15 protein-coding genes and 4 pseudogenes are annotated in these 16,545 nt (G+C 28.7%); 12 read left to right on the top strand and 7 right to left on the bottom strand.

Going from position 1 to position 16,545, the window contains the following annotated elements; translation table 11 throughout:
- Positions 1 to 172: 172 nt before the first annotated feature.
- Positions 173 to 913, top strand: coding sequence for a tRNA pseudouridine(38-40) synthase TruA (gene truA / locus EDL80_RS02375; RefSeq protein WP_158406595.1), 741 nt, complete (start codon positions 173 to 175; stop codon positions 911 to 913).
- Between the two features lie 436 nt (positions 914 to 1,349).
- Here truA and EDL80_RS02370 read toward each other — a convergent pair whose 3' ends face one another.
- Together EDL80_RS02370 and EDL80_RS05065 are read right to left on the bottom strand one after the other, a co-directional pair.
- Positions 1,350 to 1,739: an outer membrane protein assembly factor BamE gene (locus tag EDL80_RS02370; RefSeq protein ID WP_230957616.1), complete on the bottom strand. Its 390-nt coding sequence runs from the start codon at positions 1,737 to 1,739 to the stop codon at positions 1,350 to 1,352.
- Between the two features lie 196 nt (positions 1,740 to 1,935).
- Positions 1,936 to 2,078: pseudogene (locus EDL80_RS05065) on the bottom strand (tRNA pseudouridine(38-40) synthase TruA); the annotation flags it as partial.
- 62 nt (positions 2,079 to 2,140) lie between these two features.
- On the opposite strand from EDL80_RS05065, the gene EDL80_RS02365 reads away from it, so the two are divergent.
- Positions 2,141 to 2,380 (top strand): hypothetical protein, encoded by a 240-nt coding sequence (locus EDL80_RS02365; RefSeq protein WP_230957178.1) that lies wholly within the window; start codon positions 2,141 to 2,143, stop codon positions 2,378 to 2,380.
- Between the two features lie 693 nt (positions 2,381 to 3,073).
- Here the strand turns inward: EDL80_RS02365 and EDL80_RS05060 are convergent.
- The 3 genes and pseudogenes from EDL80_RS05060 to EDL80_RS02350 form a co-directional block, all read right to left on the bottom strand.
- Positions 3,074 to 3,231: pseudogene (locus tag EDL80_RS05060) on the bottom strand (tRNA pseudouridine(38-40) synthase TruA); the annotation flags it as partial.
- A 35-nt stretch (positions 3,232 to 3,266) separates the two neighbouring features.
- The gene (locus EDL80_RS02355; protein WP_158407090.1) at positions 3,267 to 4,805 is read right to left on the bottom strand and encodes a lysine--tRNA ligase; all 1,539 of its coding nucleotides are present in this window, start codon (positions 4,803 to 4,805) and stop codon (positions 3,267 to 3,269) included.
- Positions 4,806 to 5,465: 660 nt separating this feature from the next.
- Positions 5,466 to 6,188, bottom strand: coding sequence for an alpha/beta hydrolase (locus EDL80_RS02350; RefSeq protein WP_158406593.1), 723 nt, complete (start codon positions 6,186 to 6,188; stop codon positions 5,466 to 5,468).
- Between the two features lie 323 nt (positions 6,189 to 6,511).
- Between EDL80_RS02350 and EDL80_RS02345 the strand changes: the two genes are divergently transcribed.
- The 10 genes and pseudogenes from EDL80_RS02345 to EDL80_RS02300 all read left to right on the top strand — a co-directional run.
- Positions 6,512 to 8,080 (top strand): aminotransferase class V-fold PLP-dependent enzyme, encoded by a 1,569-nt coding sequence (locus EDL80_RS02345; protein WP_196492747.1) that lies wholly within the window; start codon positions 6,512 to 6,514, stop codon positions 8,078 to 8,080.
- Positions 8,081 to 8,151: 71 nt separating this feature from the next.
- Positions 8,152 to 9,393, top strand: coding sequence for an IscS subfamily cysteine desulfurase (locus EDL80_RS02340; protein ID WP_158406591.1), 1,242 nt, complete (start codon positions 8,152 to 8,154; stop codon positions 9,391 to 9,393).
- A gap of 33 nt (positions 9,394 to 9,426) precedes the next feature.
- On the top strand, positions 9,427 to 9,822 hold the full coding sequence (gene iscU, locus EDL80_RS02335; protein ID WP_158406590.1) for a Fe-S cluster assembly scaffold IscU: 396 nt from the start codon (positions 9,427 to 9,429) through the stop codon (positions 9,820 to 9,822).
- 49 nt (positions 9,823 to 9,871) lie between these two features.
- Positions 9,872 to 10,303, top strand: a complete 432-nt coding sequence (locus EDL80_RS02330) for a HesB/IscA family protein (protein WP_158406589.1) — start codon at positions 9,872 to 9,874, stop codon at positions 10,301 to 10,303.
- On the top strand, positions 10,281 to 10,730 hold the full coding sequence (gene hscB / locus EDL80_RS02325) for a Fe-S protein assembly co-chaperone HscB (protein ID WP_230957179.1): 450 nt from the start codon (positions 10,281 to 10,283) through the stop codon (positions 10,728 to 10,730). Before EDL80_RS02330 ends, hscB begins: the two co-directional genes overlap by 23 nt.
- Positions 10,731 to 10,733: 3 nt before the next feature.
- The gene (gene hscA, locus EDL80_RS02320; RefSeq protein WP_158406588.1) at positions 10,734 to 12,596 is read left to right on the top strand and encodes a Fe-S protein assembly chaperone HscA; all 1,863 of its coding nucleotides are present in this window, start codon (positions 10,734 to 10,736) and stop codon (positions 12,594 to 12,596) included.
- Between the two features lie 28 nt (positions 12,597 to 12,624).
- Positions 12,625 to 12,993, top strand: coding sequence for a ferredoxin family 2Fe-2S iron-sulfur cluster binding protein (locus EDL80_RS02315; RefSeq protein WP_158406587.1), 369 nt, complete (start codon positions 12,625 to 12,627; stop codon positions 12,991 to 12,993).
- Positions 12,990 to 14,060: a hypothetical protein gene (locus EDL80_RS02310; protein WP_158406586.1), complete on the top strand. Its 1,071-nt coding sequence runs from the start codon at positions 12,990 to 12,992 to the stop codon at positions 14,058 to 14,060. The genes EDL80_RS02315 and EDL80_RS02310 overlap by 4 nt, the downstream gene beginning before the upstream one ends.
- 28 nt (positions 14,061 to 14,088) lie before the next feature.
- Entirely contained in the window at positions 14,089 to 14,445 is a 357-nt protein-coding gene (locus EDL80_RS02305) for a cytochrome c-type biogenesis protein CcmH (RefSeq protein ID WP_230957615.1), read from the top strand.
- A 7-nt stretch (positions 14,446 to 14,452) separates the two neighbouring features.
- A pseudogene (locus tag EDL80_RS02300) lies at positions 14,453 to 14,890 on the top strand (hypothetical protein); the annotation flags it as partial.
- 697 nt (positions 14,891 to 15,587) lie between these two features.
- Here the strand turns inward: EDL80_RS02300 and EDL80_RS02295 are convergent.
- Positions 15,588 to 15,746: pseudogene (locus tag EDL80_RS02295) on the bottom strand (NADH-quinone oxidoreductase subunit H); the annotation flags it as partial.
- Between the two features lie 60 nt (positions 15,747 to 15,806).
- On the bottom strand, positions 15,807 to 16,532 hold the full coding sequence (gene ubiG, locus EDL80_RS02290) for a bifunctional 2-polyprenyl-6-hydroxyphenol methylase/3-demethylubiquinol 3-O-methyltransferase UbiG (protein WP_158406584.1): 726 nt from the start codon (positions 16,530 to 16,532) through the stop codon (positions 15,807 to 15,809).
- Between the last annotated feature and the right edge of the window lie 13 nt (positions 16,533 to 16,545).

The raw sequence follows: 16,545 nt of genomic DNA, 5'->3' as shown, positions 1-16,545 counted from the left end.
GTATTTTAGAAAAGGTTCATTACATATTTACTAAAACGTCAATAAATAAGAGCATCAAGATATCTTTTTACATGATATGAGAAAAATTGTTATGAATAAAAGTGGATATCATAGTATAAATAAGTAATATTTACAGTATCTAATATGTAATAGTTAATAAAGAACATTAATAATGCGATATAAAATTACTATAGAATATGACGGATCAAACTTTATCGGTTGGCAAAAACAACATCATGCCTCAAATTCTATTCAAGAAATTTTAGAAGAAGCAATATTTAAGTTTTCAAAACAGTATGTTACAGTACATGCAGCAGGTAGAACTGATGCTGGTGTACATGCATTAGGCCAGGTGGCACATTTTGATTTAGCAGCAGATTTTGATACATATATTGTCAGGAATGCAATAAACTATCACTTAATATCTAACCCTATTGTTGTAGTACATGTAGAAAAAACAAACACTGACTTTCATGCAAGATTTTCAGCAAAAATGAGACATTATGTATACAAAATAATAAATCGTTATTCACCTTTAACAATAGATTATAACCGAGCATGGTTAGTACGTACTCCTTTAAATGTTGAAAATATGATAAAGGCAATATGTTACATTAAAGGAAACCATAATTTTTCTAGTTTTAGAGCAAAATGTTGTCAGTCCAAAAGTCCTGTAAAAACTATAGATAATTTAACTATTACATATAGTCATCCATATATTGATATTAATATATCTGCAATATCATTTTTACACCATCAAGTTCGTATTATTGTTGGTACATTAGTTGAATGTGGTAAGGGTAATTTTTCTCCAGAACATATCAAAAACATAATTGACGCAAAAGATAGGTCTTATGCTGGTGTAACAGCTCCACCTTATGGATTATATTTTGTGAAAGTAGACTATTCATGATATCAAGAAATACAGTGTATTATACATATTACTTAAAATATAGGATTAATTATAGCAAATTATCTAAAAACATGATACCTTATATAACATGAATATAAGTATATAGGTTATATACTTTATCTAATTCTTTACTAGGAGTTGATTAGAACACAATTACTACTATTCAATGATTAGGCTATTAATAATTGCAAAATCAATCATATTTCGGTTTTTCATAAATAAATAATACAATTTTAATGAGACTAATTAAATGGATGATAATATGGTAAAATTATCTATACTGACAACATTTTGCTCTAAAACTAGAAAAATTATGGCTCCCTTTAATGCAACATGTGACTGTTACTGTATTTTTAATATTAAAAAAAGCACATACCCTAACTATATCAAAGCTTATTGTAAGATTATTTAATAAAAACTCACAACGCTATACATATTATTTAATCAATAATCCACCACCAAAATTGCGTAATGGACTATCATTAATTCCAGTAATTTGTGTATCTTTCTTAAGTAATTGCATTAGTTGAGTTTTATTTATTTTTATGTTTTTTACTTCTATTACCTTTTTACTTTGATCATCAAATGTCAATTTTAACGTAGAAGACTCATATTCCTTTGTCGAAAAAAAACGCTTTTTATATACACTGTAAGAAATATAATACCATACATTACCCTCAACAATGCATGGAACACCTAGTAATTGTGTTACTTGACTATCAGAATCACCTACTTTGATTTTATTCCATAAACCAATCTCTGAAACAGGATAACCATGATGCATATTTATAAGTGTACAGCCACTACCTAATAAAAGTAAAACCATGCAAAGAATTCTGACTATCATAATATCTCAAAAATAAACATTCCATAAATTATCATAATTTAAATGATAGGTCAATTCTAATCTAGACCTAACTTCAGTGACATTATTATTAATTGAACATTATTTATATCGTAAATATTTTATAAGAAAGTTACGTACTAACCATGCTCGGTTATAATCTATCTGTTAAAGGTTAATAACGATTTATTATTTCATATACATAACATCTCATTTTTGCTGAAAATCTTGCATGAAAGTCAGTGTTTGTTTTTTTACATGTACTACAACAATAGAGTTAGATATTAAGTTATAATTTATTGCATTTCTGACAATATATGTATAAGTAATAACCTATCATAAGATTATGAATTATATATACTTAAATTGCATTGCATAGATTGATGTATCACATATTTATATTATTAGAAATCTACGCTTCTTATGAACTTTATAATGGATATAATGATCAGGTTATAGATTTATATACTGGCTTATATAGGCCTGTATCTTATGTCAATCATGAATTTGGAAACATTCAAAGTTTATTTAATGTTGGTAATAAGTTATGGAAAATTCATGCGTTATATATGATCAAACACTTTAATGTATATTGCTTCTTTAGTGCCAGAATTATCTTCTAATATATCAGTAATAGATAAAGCACTAAAATTAGCGTATGAGTGGAAATATGGTCCATTTATGATTTTTAATACAATATTCACATACTAAGTAACATAGACTCAGATAACTCATCAGTAGAGAATGTTTCTAGATATATTTGAATAATATTTGAGTATTTTACTGGTGTCATGAAATTTACAGGTTTACAGGATTTAAAAGATAGAAAATTAAATCCTTATAATGGTGCAGGTTTATTTAGAATAGAGCAACAACTGCTGTAATCATATTTTTATTATATGTTCCTGAGAAAAATTGTCTTTACCATATTTAACTAATGCATACTACGTAATACTTCAAGAAGGTTATACATGAAAAGGCAAGCAAAACAAGCTAGGTGGTGCTAAGGTGTATACTGCACTTATGTGAGTATTTTGACTTTATATAACAAGATCTAATAATTCACACATCCGTAATAATGGAAAATTGTGTAAGAGCTTTTCTGAAAAAAGATTAAGCTAATATGACAATTGTAATAATAATTTTTATTTGAAGTTTTTCTATTTTACTACTTTGTTAAGCATATACTGTTTATTTCAGAACTTAAAACAGTTATTCTGGTTAAGATTAATACCTATTAGTAACGTCACATTGTATACACAATATAAAATACTTTTTTCATTGTAGACTATTGCATAAGATAAGGAAATACTAGGTGGGACTGTTATATCAGCATAAGACCTATTTTTGCGTCAATTATGCTTTTGATATGTTCTGGGGAAAAATTACCCTTACCACATTCAACTAATGTACCAACAATAATACGAACTTGATGGTGTAAAAATGATATTGCAGATATATTAATATCAATATTTTGCTAGAATATTATAAGGGTAATATAGCAATTGATTATTGCCTTCCTAAGGATTGATTAATTAATTCTACAGTGTTATCTATTCCATATAATTTGATAAAAGAACCAAGTCTAGGACCATGACTCTGCCCTAGTAGAATCTCATAAAGACGTTGAAACCAAGACCGTAAATCATTAAAGTAATATTTCTTGCCTAAAGAAAATATACTATTTTGTATCTCCTCAGCTGTGGTATTGTCTGGAAATTCACTAAGTATACTTTTAAGATCATCTAATATAATTTTTTCATCGTCATCTGGAATCTTATAAATTTTATGTGGTTTAACAAAGTCATGATAGTACTTCACAGAAAAGTCTACTAATTGAGATAGAATTCTATTATTTAATACAGAGTCATCAGGTTTATATTTTTTAATAAATCCCCATAATACTTCACTTTTCTCAGCATTACATACTGATGCTAAATTTAGTAATAAAGAAAAACTTAAACCAGCAATATTAATTACTGGCACATTTCCATTATGAATATGCCACACAGGATTATCACAATTAGGATTATTATGATAGTCATCTACCAAATCAAGATAATCATCCATAGAACGTGGAATTACGTCAAAATACAATTTTTTAGCTTTTCTTGGATTTTGTAATATGTATAATGCTAAACTTTCAGATGGAGCATAAGAAAGCCAATCTTCTATTGAAATTCCATTGCCTTTAGACTTAGATATCTTTTTACCATCCTTATCAAGAAATAATTCATAACAAAATAATACTGGGGGTTCACTACCTAAAATCTCGCAGATTTTACTAGAAAGTTCAGCAGATGGTTGTAGATCTTTGCCATAGGCCTCATATTTTATATTTAATGCAGACCACCTCATTCCCCAATCAGGTTTCCATTGCAATTTACATTTTCCACCTGTTACTGGTATCTCAATAGTTTTACCATCATTATCTCTATAAGAAATTGTACCTGCATTAGTATCAACATTAATTATAGGCACTTGTAGCACTCTTGATGTTTTAGGACATATTGGCAAAAAAGGACTATAAGTTTTTTGTCTTTCACTACCTAAAGTAGGAAGCATAACATTCATAACTTTATCATAATTTTTTAATAAAAGAAGAAGCTTATCATCATAAATACCACTGTTATAACACTGTGTCGCACTCTTGAACTCATACTGAAAACCAAATAAGTCAAGAAACTTACATAATAACATATTCATATGTTCTCCATAACTATTATGAGTAGAGAACGGATCAGGTATCATAGTCAAAGGTTTATCTAAGTGATGGCTTAACATATCTTGATTTGGAATGTTATCTGGAATCTTGCGTAACCCATCCATATCATCTGATATAACAATAATTTTTGTTGTTATATTAGGGCATATTTTTTTAAGAGCGTTCATTATTGCTGTAGTGCGCAATACTTCTCCAAAAGTGCCAATGTGAGGAAGACCTGATGGACCATAGCCTGTCTCAAAAATAATATCTTGATTTTCTCCAAATCTTTTTAATATTTTTTCTGCTTCGTGAAATGGCCAAAATTTATATTGTTCCATCATATATATAATATTTTCATAACTTATAGAGCCCATATCTATAACACAAAATGCTTAAAGTAGCAAAGTATATAAGCAATATTACATGGTAACTTATGATTTATTACTAGAAAAAACAAGTTTATAATGTACTGCTTTTTTAAGATTTTATCGAAACATACTCAACATACAATATGGCATAATTTTATGCATTCTTACCTTAAGTAATATATAATTATTAAAAAAAGAATTATTATCTAGCAAAACTAATATTTTAACAACAGCATAATATAATTTCACCCACAGACACTATATTGAAATTATTACAAATCAAACATATTGTACGACTCGTTACTGACACAAGGCATACATTAGTATAATTTTTTATAATCATGTACTACAAATTCTATAGCATATGATGGTACATATAGGTGGAAGTGCCAAATTGCAACTTTTAGGAATGACAATCCAAAAAAGTATACATAGTATTGATTCTCAATCAAAATGTAAGGCACTTATAATACCACTACATTCTATACCTATAATAAAACAGTAAGTACTCCCTTATTCACAGTTAGCTGATAATACATTAGCTACAGTAAAAACAATACCATCAAACCGTTTTTACACTACAGCCGACTTTTCTTTCTATTATGTACAAGATAAATACAAAATGCTAACTAATTATACTGGTTCATCTTGCATAACAATACGGCGATATTTCACTTTTTTATTAGCAACATCCTTTTTACGATTACCAGCAGATTCAGATAAGCAAAACTTTATATAATTATCAACAATCTCATTAAATTTATCCATGTGATCACGGAAAAAATGGTCTGCCTTTTCTATGACATAATATTGCATATATTCGCTTTTTATAGAATTACTTAATCTGGCAGCAAGTTGAGAAACTGCAGCTTCATCAGAAATACTATCCTGATCACCTTGAATTATTAAACCAGGTACAGGACAAGGCGATAAAAAAGAAAAATCATATTTATTTGCAGGAGGAGCTACTGCTATAAATCCTTCAACTTCGGGACGTCTCATCATTAATTGCATTGCAACCCATGCACCAAAAGAAAAGCCAGCAACCCAAAAAGGAGATGATGCCATATTATTATTTTGTAGCCAGTCTGCTGCTGCTGCACCGTCACTTAACTCACCAATGCCCTTTTCAAAATTACCAGACGACTTACCTACCCCACGAAAATTAATTCTTAAAACAGAAAATCCATTGTTTGCAAATATATTGTATAGGTTATAGACAATCTTATTATCCATATTTCCACCATATTGGGGGTGAGGATGAAAAATCAAAGCAATTGGGGCTCCTATTGTTTTATTATGATGATACTTCCCTTCAATTTTTCCTACTGCACCATTAAAAAATATTTCTCTCATGAATTAACTTCCTTAAAAATTGAGTAAACCTTCACCTAATTAATAATACAAAAAAATTTAACTTAATAAAGCCTTTTTAATAAACGTATCATTAGTAAAAACTTTAAAATCACTATAGTTTTGCTTGTATTTCTGTAAAAAAATAACATTACATAGATTGAAGATATATCAAATAATTAATATTTTAATCTATCCCATTTAAGAAAAAACCTACTTGACACAAGGTATATTAATGATACATTATCAGATTATTGATAATATCAAAATGATCTATTCAATTTAAAATACTAAAAAGACCCATAACTAAGTATGTGGATATTGATATGTTAATTACAACTAGGTTACGTTATGCTATAATGTTCATGGTGAAACTAGCACAGGGTCTTCATACACAACAAAATAAGCTGCAACCAGTAAGAATGTCATATATTGCAAATAACCAATCTCTATCTGAAGGATACCTTGAACGAATAATTGCCCAACTAAAGAAAAAAGGACTTGTTAATGCTACAAAAGGTCCAGGTGGTGGTTATTCATTAAGTGTTGCCCCCAACTTAATTACACTTAGCCTTATTCTTGAGTCAATAGGAGAAGATATCAAGATTACAAGATGCGAAAATAATCACACTAGTTGTCTATTAAATAATACCAGATGTGTAGCACATAATTTGTGGGATGATATAGGAAACCATATAAAAAACTATTTAAACAATACTTCATTAGAAGACATATTAAATAATAACTTTAAATCGAGTATAGCATCGCATAATGATACTAATCCATACATATATGCTGATTACAATTCAACATCTACGGTATTACCTGAAATAAAATATCATTTAAATAATTCATGTTACCTAAATATATATAATCCATCTTCAATACACAAATTAGGGCAAAAAACAAGAAGTATAGTAGAAGAAGCAAGAAACACAGCTATTAATCAGTTAAATGCTCAACATCATGATGCAATTTTTACTTCATCTGGAACAGAAGCAAATAATTTAGTTATTAACAGTACATTAGATTATAAGCATTTAATTTCTTCTATAGAACACCTATCTATTATAAATAGCGCTACTAATGCAGAATTAATACCTGTGGATTCTAACGGAATAATTTGTTTAGATGAATTAAGCAATCTTTTATATAAATTTAAAGATCAAAAGATATTAGTATCAGTAATGACAGCAAATAATGAGACTGGTGTTATCCAGCCAATAAAAAAAATAGTAGAGTTGTCACATAAGTTTGGAGCATTAGTACATACAGATGCTGTACAGGCATGTGGAAAGATTCATATAGATATTGAAGATTTAGGAGTTGATTTACTAACAATTTCATCACATAAACTCGGTAGTATTGCTGGAGCAGGAGTATTATTTTTCAATAGCAATAAAATAAAGATAAAACCTATGATACTAGGTGGTCATCAAGAGAAGGGATTAAGAGCTGGCACTGAAAATATTTTAGCAATATACTTACTATCTATATCACTTAATAACTTACAAACTTCTGTAAAAAAAATGCTTGCTATTGAAAAATTAAGAAATAAATTAGAAAATGAAATATTATGTTTGGTTCCAGATGCCCAAATATTTAGTAAGGATGTAAATAGACTACCAAATACTAGCTGTATTTCAATGCCTAATGTTAATCATGAAATTCAGGTGATAAGTTTTGATATTAACAATATTGCAGTAGGTAATGGATCTGCATGTTCTACAGGAGTAGCAGGACATTCACATGTATTATCTGCTATGGGAATAAGTGAAGATGTGGCAAACAACTCAATAAGGATTAGCTTAAGCCCCGATACTACAGACGACCACATAAGAGAGATAGTGAATTGTTGGTATAAAATATATACGCATAATCAAATGTATAAATAAAGTTAGGTGTAACATGGTGCAAAAGTTAGAATATTACTATATCATTAATGATATCCAAAACAGGTTATAACATGGAACAAATAAAAGAGATACAACAACATATTAAACTACCTATATTTCTTGACTATCAATCTACGACTAAAATAGATGGTAGAGTATTAGAAGCTATGATCCCATATTTTCAAGAATTTTCTAATCCTCATTCACGTAGTCATTGTTTTGGATGGAAAGCTGAAGCAGCTGTTGAATTAGCACGGGAAAAAGTTGCATCTTTAATAAATGCTGAAAGTAAAGAAGTAATATTTACTTCTGGCGCAACAGAATCAAATAATTTAGCAATTAAAGGTGTAGCAAATTTTTATAAGAATAAGGGACATCATATTATTACAGTACGTACAGAACATAAATGTGTCTTAGATTCATGCCGCCATCTAGAAACAGAAGGATTTTGTGTCACCTATTTAGATGTACAACAAAATGGAATTTTAGATCTTAATTTATTAGAATCAGCTATAACAGATAAGACAATATTAGTATCTGTTATGATGGTAAATAATGAAATTGGTGTCATTCAACCAATAGAAGAAATAGGAAAAATTTGTCGTGATCATGGAGTGTTTTTTCACACTGACGCAGCTCAAGCTTTTGGTAAAATACCAATAGATGTAAATAAAATGAATATAGACTTACTGAGTATATCAGGACATAAAATATATGCCCCAATGGGTATAGGAGCATTATATGTACGTAAGCGTCAACCAAGAATAAGACTTACTCCTATAATAAGCGGTGGTGGTCAAGAACGTGGTATGAGATCCGGAACAATACCTACTCCATTAGCAGTAGGATTAGGAGAAGCAGCATCTATAGCGCAAGAAGTAATGGAAGATGAAGCTATTAGAATAAAAGAATTACGAGATATTTTGTATAATGAAATAAAAAAACATCTACCATATGTAGTATTAAATGGCGATTACGAGCAACGTATAGCAGGAAATTTAAATTTAAGTTTTCCATATGTAGAAGGAGAATCCATTATTATGGCAATTAATAATTTAGCAGTAAGTTCAGGGTCTGCTTGCACATCTGCTTCCCTTGAACCATCTTATGTTTTACGTGCATTAAATATAGATAAAGATCTGGAACATTCATCCATTAGGTTCGGATTAGGTAGGTTTACTACAAAAGAAGAAATTTTATATGCATCAAACCTTATTGTAAGTAGCATAAAGAAACTACGCGATATGAGTCCTTTATGGGAAATGGTTCAGGAAGGTATAGATCTTAACGAGATTAAGTGGGATGTGCATTAATTTTTATTTATTTGGTAATTATGAGGTATTTATATGAGTTACAGTGAACTTCTTTTAGAACATTATAAAAATCCTAGAAACGTTGGTACTTTACCTAAAGAAGATTACAGCGTAGGCACAGGTTTAGTAGGAGCTCCAAGCTGTGGTGATGTAATGAAATTACAGATTAAAGTAGACGACAACGGAAGAATTATAGATGCAAAATTTAAAACTTTTGGATGTGGAGCAGCAATTGCAGCTAGTTCATTAGCTACTGAATTAATAAAAGGCAAAACAGTAGCTGAAGCGCATCAATTAAAAAATACAGTATTAGCAAAAGAACTGAGCCTACCTCCTGTAAAAATACATTGTTCATTACTTGCAGAGGATGCTGTAAAGGCAGCAATCAGTGATTATCATATGAAACAAGCACAAAAACAGAAAAAATGATAATATTACTGGAGGATAACACAGTAATTATGTAACATAAGGTTTATTTATGAATAAAGAAATTTCGGTATCACATAATAATCAAGAAAGTACATGTGATTCGCAGATAAAATATTCTATAAATAGTGGTTTTACAGATAAATCTCCTATTACTCTAACAAAAAATGCTATAAAAAAGATCAAAGAACTTATCGATAAGAAAGAAGGTGCTGCTATTGGCATTAGAATAATAGTAGCTCAAAAAGGATGTTTTGGTTTCAAATATAGTATAGAATATGCATACGATATCAAGGTGTTAGACGTACAAATTGAAATAAAATATCAAGATAAAAATTTGATAATCTTAATTGATCCTAAAGCTATGATGTTTATTAAAGGAACAGAAGTAGATCATATTGAAGATAAAATATCTTCGGGTTTTGTATTTAAAAATCCAAATGAAAAAGGAAGGTGTGGTTGTGGAGAAAGTTTCTATGTATAAAGATTACTTTTCATTATTCAACATGAGTCCACAGTTTTTTATTAATATGCAAACATTAGAAAAAAACTATATAACATTACAAAGTAAACATCACCCTGACTTATTTTTTCTGAAATCTGAAAAAAAGTTAGCATTGGATAATATAGCAGAAATAAACAAAGCATATCAAACTTTAAAATCTTCTATAAAAAGAGCAGAATACTTATTAGAAATAAAAGGAATTACTGCAAATAAGGAAGATATAAACGACATAATCGGAGAAGTATTCACACTTAGTGAATCGAATGATATTGATATTCAGCACCATGTTATATTATGTACCAAAGCTATGGAAAATGCTTTTCTTGTAGAGGACTTCAATGAAGCTGCTAAACAGCTCATAAAATTGAAATATGTAAAAAGAATTCAAGAAGATAGGAGGAATTAGTCAATGGAATTAGTTAACATAACAGATCCAGAAGAAGAAAATATATCTATAGCATTCGGGATAGATTTAGGTACTACTAACTCCTTAATATCTATGCTGGATAGTCACAATGGCAAAGTTATCATATTCAAAGACAAAGATGGCAATTCTCTTATTCCTTCAATTGTTAGCTATCTTGATAGTAATCAAGTACAAGTAGGTAAAAACTCTAATGACAATGGTTATACTATTTCTTCAATAAAGCGCTTAATGGGAAAATCAGTTAAAGATATTGATCAATTGTCTTCAGAGCTGTTATTTAATACAGTTGATATAGGAGATAATAATATATATATAAAAAAACAAGATAACACATATGCTACCCCAGTTGAAATATCAGCAGAAATTCTCAAAAAACTATGTCAAATTGTAAAAGATAGCAGTAACTTAGATGTTAAAAAAGTTGTTATAACTGTACCAGCATATTTTGATGAAGTAGCAAGAAAAGCTACAAAAGATGCTGCACAACTTGCTAACCTTGAAGTACTACGTCTATTAAATGAACCAACTGCAGCAGCATTAGCATACGGAATTGAAAAATCAGAACACGACAGTATATGTATGATATATGATTTAGGAGGTGGAACGTTTGACATATCAATACTAAAGTTACATGATGGAGTATTCCAAGTCCTAGCGACTGGCGGTAATACAAATTTAGGTGGAGATGACATAGACTACTTATTTGCAAAATTTATATATGAAAAATATCAGGCAGAGTCACATGTTAGTAATGCAGACTTTAATAAAGAAACACTAAAGGAGTTAATTTCTGATGTAAGATCTGCTAAAGAATATTTAAGTAATCATGATAGTGGAACTTTTATTTTTAGAATCAAAGACGAAAATTTTTCATGCAGCGTTACTAGAGATGAGCTCAATAATATAACACTAGAACTATTAAAAGAAACATTAGAGATTGTACTTTCAACAATCGATAGCATAAAGCTTCCTTACAAAGACATCAAAAAAGTAATATTAGTAGGTGGTGCCACTAAAATGCCTATAATTAAAGACATGTTAAACAATATATTTCATAATAGAGTATTTTGTGATGTAGATCCTGAAAAAATAGTAGCTATAGGGGCGGCTTTACAAGCATATTATTTATCAAATCCACATGTAAAAAATAAAAACTTACTTATAGATACTTTACCACTGTCACTAGGGATTGAAACAATAGGTGGTATTGTAGAGAAAATCATACCAAGAAATACACCGATACCTGCATTTGCTACACAAGAATTTACTACTTATGTTGATGGACAGAATGCAATACAGATTCACGTTTGTCAAGGAGAACGAGAAATGATAGAACACAATAAGTCTTTAGCTAAATTTGATTTAAAAGGAATACCACCATTACCTGCAGGTTATGCAAAAGTTAAAGTAGAATTCCAAATTGATATGGATGGATTATTAACTGTTTCAGCACAAGAAAAATTGACAGGAATAAAACAATCTGTCAGCATTAATAATGCATTAAAGTTAGATCAAAAAGAAATAGAAAATAATATTACAGAATCTGTAAAAAATTTTGATAGTGATATGAATACACGTCTACTAACTGAGCAAAAAATTGAAGCTCAAAGGGTTATATCAATAATTAAGAAAGCACTTACTGATGATAAAGACTTAATATCACAATCAGAGTTAATAATACTTAATCAAGTATTAGATGATGCAGAAAAAATATTATTGACTAATCATATTGATCAGATTAAAGATGCTATTAATTATGTTGAATTACAAGCATCTAGCTTTATAAAAAAACGAATGGATTTTTACTTAAAAAAATCTATTGATAACTGTAATATTAGTAGTTAAATAAATATAACGATATTGGAGATACGCCGTGCCATTAATAACATTTATTTCACCAGATGGAAGTAGAAAGACATATGAAGCTTATGACGGAGAAACTTTACTAAGTTTAGCACATAGAAATAATGTAGATTTGGAAGGTGCATGTGAGGGTTCTTTAGCATGTTCTACATGTCATGTAATAATTGATCCAAGCTGGTATAACATTGTCGAGCAACACAATGAGATTTCTGATGAAGAGAATGATATGTTAGATTTAGCTTTCGGTTTAACAGATACTTCACGTCTTGGGTGTCAAATTATCTTAACAAAAGAACTTGATGGGTTATGTGTAATATTACCTAATGAAACCCGGAATATCTCTTTTACAAAAAATAACAGTGAAGTTGTAAATACATGAAACATTTTAGTAAAAAATTAGTAGTGATATTATTAATCATACTATCACTTTCTTCCATATACACAGGTGCTTGGTTTGTTGTAGCAACCCAAATAAAAGCAACTATATCAAAAGCTTTTCTTCATGTTTCTGCAATATATGGTGATATACAAATTTTAGGATTCCCTTTTACTCCTTATGTTAAGGTTTCAAATTTTAAAGTAAATTTATCTCCAATAACTATACTTACCCCTTCGTTATCAGTTAAATATAGTATATTGGATAACAAATTAGAGTTTTCAGTATCAGAAAGTGAACTTAAAGTAAATAATAAAACAAAAATTACAAATAGTGATCCTACAAATATAGTAAGTTGTAAATTCAACCATGGTTTAAAAGCATTAATTCAACCTTCTGAAAATCTACTGTTTATGTTATTTAAAGATAAAAGTATAAAGAAATTATATTTTAAATCAATAAAGTATCAAGATAGTGGTATTAGTTGTAATAATAAAAATAACATAGGGAAAAACTCTTTCTTTATAGAAACTAAAGAATCTAAGACTCCAAATGGTGCTACGACAAACTTACAATATAAGGTAAATGCTGATATTATTACTAATACAGATAATAATCCTATTAATGCAACCATAAATAATAATTTAATCACACTAATTATGACAGATATTGGTTTCAAGCAAGTTGATGCTGATATAGGAAGTATAGATTTAAAATTTAAGGATTCATCAATTGAAATTAATGGAAAATTATCAATTCCTCTTTCTTTAGATAACCAATTCAATGATGAAGGAAAGTTGATTATAAAAATGAGTAATCATCAAGATGCTATTAGACAATTGGTAGAATTATTTTACACTAAACTGATAAATAAAGATAATTTATCATCGGCTTTAAGTAAATATATATATGATGAAGTTTCAGATATGAAAGATAAGGATAGTGTTACATTATCAGTAAGTGAAAAAAAAGATCCCTTTAATGTATTTGTTGGGAAGGTTCCATATAAGGATTTTATGAAAAAAATTAAAACCATTGTAGATGTAGATCATCGTGAATCTGAGAAATAACATAATACTAATTATATCACTCATTGTAATGTTTGCATTTTCTTCTGCATATTCATTTTCAGTAGATGAAAAACTCAAAAATACTGAAATGGAATTACGTGCTATTAACTTATTTAAAATAACTAGATGTTTAATTTGTTCTGGAGAGTCCATTTATGAATCACAATCACAATTTGCCCATGATATGCGTGTATTAATACGCAACCACATTAAAAATGGATACGATGACAGTCAAATAATTGAAGAATTAAGAAATCATTATGGTAATCAAATAATTATTATACCACCATATAATTCATATGCTTATTTATTATGGTTCTTACCCATATTTATATTTGGATTAGGAATAATTTTAATATTAAAATTTATTTATTATAAAACATAGGAAAGTTATTGTATTATTAGCTGTATTGAATAATAACCATAAAAAAGCTCTAGCTTTTTTAGATGATTCACTTGGTGAAGTTTTTGATAAGGTAGCAAGAATGTTGAATTTAGGATATCTTGGTGGACCAATTATTGAAAAGAAATCTTTAATGGGCAATAGCAAGAGTTTTTTTTTACCTCGTGCATTAACTAATCGTTGTGGATGTGATTTTTCTTTTTCTGGTATTAAAACAGCTATAAGAAATATTATTGCTAATCAAGAGCATATAAACGATGAATTTATATGTAATATTTCAGCTTCTTTTCAAGATTGTGTTGGAGATATATTGGTGAATAGGATTAGTAATGCTATTGATATCTCACGAGCTATAGATCATAGAATTAACAAATTAGTAGTGACTGGTGGTGTTGCAGCTAATCAGTTATTACGTAATCGTATATCATCTCTATTATAGAACTTTGGTAAAGGTGAGCCTATAAAAATAACTTTATTGTATTATTGATTCACTATCAATAGCAATGATATATGCATGCATGCCTGGGTAATTACTCACTATGTGAACATTTTACTAATTCTGTGGATGCATTTTTTTCTATGTTGCAAATAAATAAAACCCTTCATTAGGGTCATGTTCAAATGTTGAGGATCTTTAAAGTATACCTTAAAAATATTGCTCTTAATTTCTTTAGTAGTGCATAACACAAAATATCAGAAATATTTGTGCATCTTTTTTAGTGTGTATACTTAATCATTTTTCATATTATAAATTAGTACAATTATAATTTACATAAATACTAACAGGATTGTGTACGCTTTCAATTTTGATAAGGTTTTACATCTTTTAAAAAACATTTCTAAAAGAAACCCATATCCTCAACATAATATTACCGAACTACTATAATACTTAGTAGTATATCATTTTTTACATTTTGATAAAAATTATTAGTATTCAATATGTGTTATTATTAGAATTGTTTACCGTGCGTAGTACTGGTACAATGGTAGTTATATATTTATTTATAGAAAAGCTAATATGTAAAACAACTCAGAAATTTTACATACTTTCAGAATGATTTACCACTATTCACTGTATTCCCTATCTAGTTATACTGAATATTATTTTCTAGCGTATTACTTTATTATGATAAATTATCTACAAAACTAGGTATTTTATTGTTCACATTGTTTTTAGGAAGTGAGTCAGTATATACTAGAATTCCTGAAACTAATATAACCCAAAATAAAGACATAGGTAAGAATACTTTCCACCCCAACCTCATTAATTGATCATATCTGTATCAGCAATATATCATTAATTTTCTGTTTTAATCATCAAAATTAATTTTAGTATTTAATACTTAACCTACACATTTACGTGCAGCCAAAATATAATTTACTGAAATATCCTTAGACAATTGTAAACAGTTTGTCAGTAAATTAAAACTCATTCCAACGATTTCTTGCAAAAATACACCATTAAGTAAAAGCAGGTTTGCAATTTCAGATGGTTTGACACATCTGTTCCATTGATGTGTACCACAAGGAACTAACTTAAGTATGTATTCAGCACATATTACTGCGTATAGCAAAGATTTTATGTTTCTATTTATTGTAGATAAGAACATTATACCATTATCATTTAATAAGCTACTTATGCTTTTTATAAATAAAGGTAGATTATCAACATGTTCTACTACTTCCATTACAGTTATAATATCATACTTTTCTTTAATGTCGACTATAGATTCTATATCCATACAGTAATAATTTACATTAGATATACCACGTGCTAAAGCATGTATCTTAGCAACATTAATATTTTCTTTGCTAGCATCTATTCCACATACTTTCATATTTAAACGTGCCATAGACTCTGTTAACAATCCTCCACCACATCCTACATCAAGTACCGATAATGATTGAAAATCAACACTTGGCATAACTTTGTTAATATAATCAATAATGTATTGCATTCTCACAGGATGCATCATATGTAAAGGTTTAAATGGACCTTTTTCATCCCACCATTTATCGGAAATTTTTGAGAATTTCAACAATTCATTGTAATTAACTGTACTACTCATAAATAGCTATCTA

The organism is Ehrlichia ruminantium, assembly GCF_009728835.1.
Taxonomy (GTDB): Bacteria; Pseudomonadota; Alphaproteobacteria; order Rickettsiales; family Anaplasmataceae; genus Ehrlichia; species Ehrlichia ruminantium_B.
This window is presented reverse-complemented; position numbering and strand designations above follow the sequence as displayed.

Bases quoted from the DNA above. Each gene is read 5' to 3' on its own strand.
- hscA (WP_158406588.1), top strand. From the start codon at position 10,734: ATGGAATTAGTTAACATAACAGATCCAGAAGAAGAAAATATATCTATA.
- EDL80_RS02350 (WP_158406593.1), bottom strand. From the start codon at position 6,188: ATGAGAGAAATATTTTTTAATGGTGCAGTAGGAAAAATTGAAGGGAAG.
- EDL80_RS02305 (WP_230957615.1), top strand. From the start codon at position 14,089: ATGTTTGCATTTTCTTCTGCATATTCATTTTCAGTAGATGAAAAACTC.
- iscU (WP_158406590.1), top strand. From the start codon at position 9,427: ATGAGTTACAGTGAACTTCTTTTAGAACATTATAAAAATCCTAGAAAC.
- truA (WP_158406595.1), top strand. From the start codon at position 173: ATGCGATATAAAATTACTATAGAATATGACGGATCAAACTTTATCGGT.
- EDL80_RS02370 (WP_230957616.1), bottom strand. From the start codon at position 1,739: ATGGTTTTACTTTTATTAGGTAGTGGCTGTACACTTATAAATATGCAT.
- EDL80_RS02340 (WP_158406591.1), top strand. From the start codon at position 8,152: ATGGAACAAATAAAAGAGATACAACAACATATTAAACTACCTATATTT.
- EDL80_RS02355 (WP_158407090.1), bottom strand. From the start codon at position 4,805: ATGATGGAACAATATAAATTTTGGCCATTTCACGAAGCAGAAAAAATA.
- EDL80_RS02310 (WP_158406586.1), top strand. From the start codon at position 12,990: ATGAAACATTTTAGTAAAAAATTAGTAGTGATATTATTAATCATACTA.
- EDL80_RS02345 (WP_196492747.1), top strand. From the start codon at position 6,512: ATGTTAATTACAACTAGGTTACGTTATGCTATAATGTTCATGGTGAAA.
- EDL80_RS02365 (WP_230957178.1), top strand. From the start codon at position 2,141: ATGTATCACATATTTATATTATTAGAAATCTACGCTTCTTATGAACTT.
- ubiG (WP_158406584.1), bottom strand. From the start codon at position 16,532: ATGAGTAGTACAGTTAATTACAATGAATTGTTGAAATTCTCAAAAATT.
- EDL80_RS02330 (WP_158406589.1), top strand. From the start codon at position 9,872: ATGAATAAAGAAATTTCGGTATCACATAATAATCAAGAAAGTACATGT.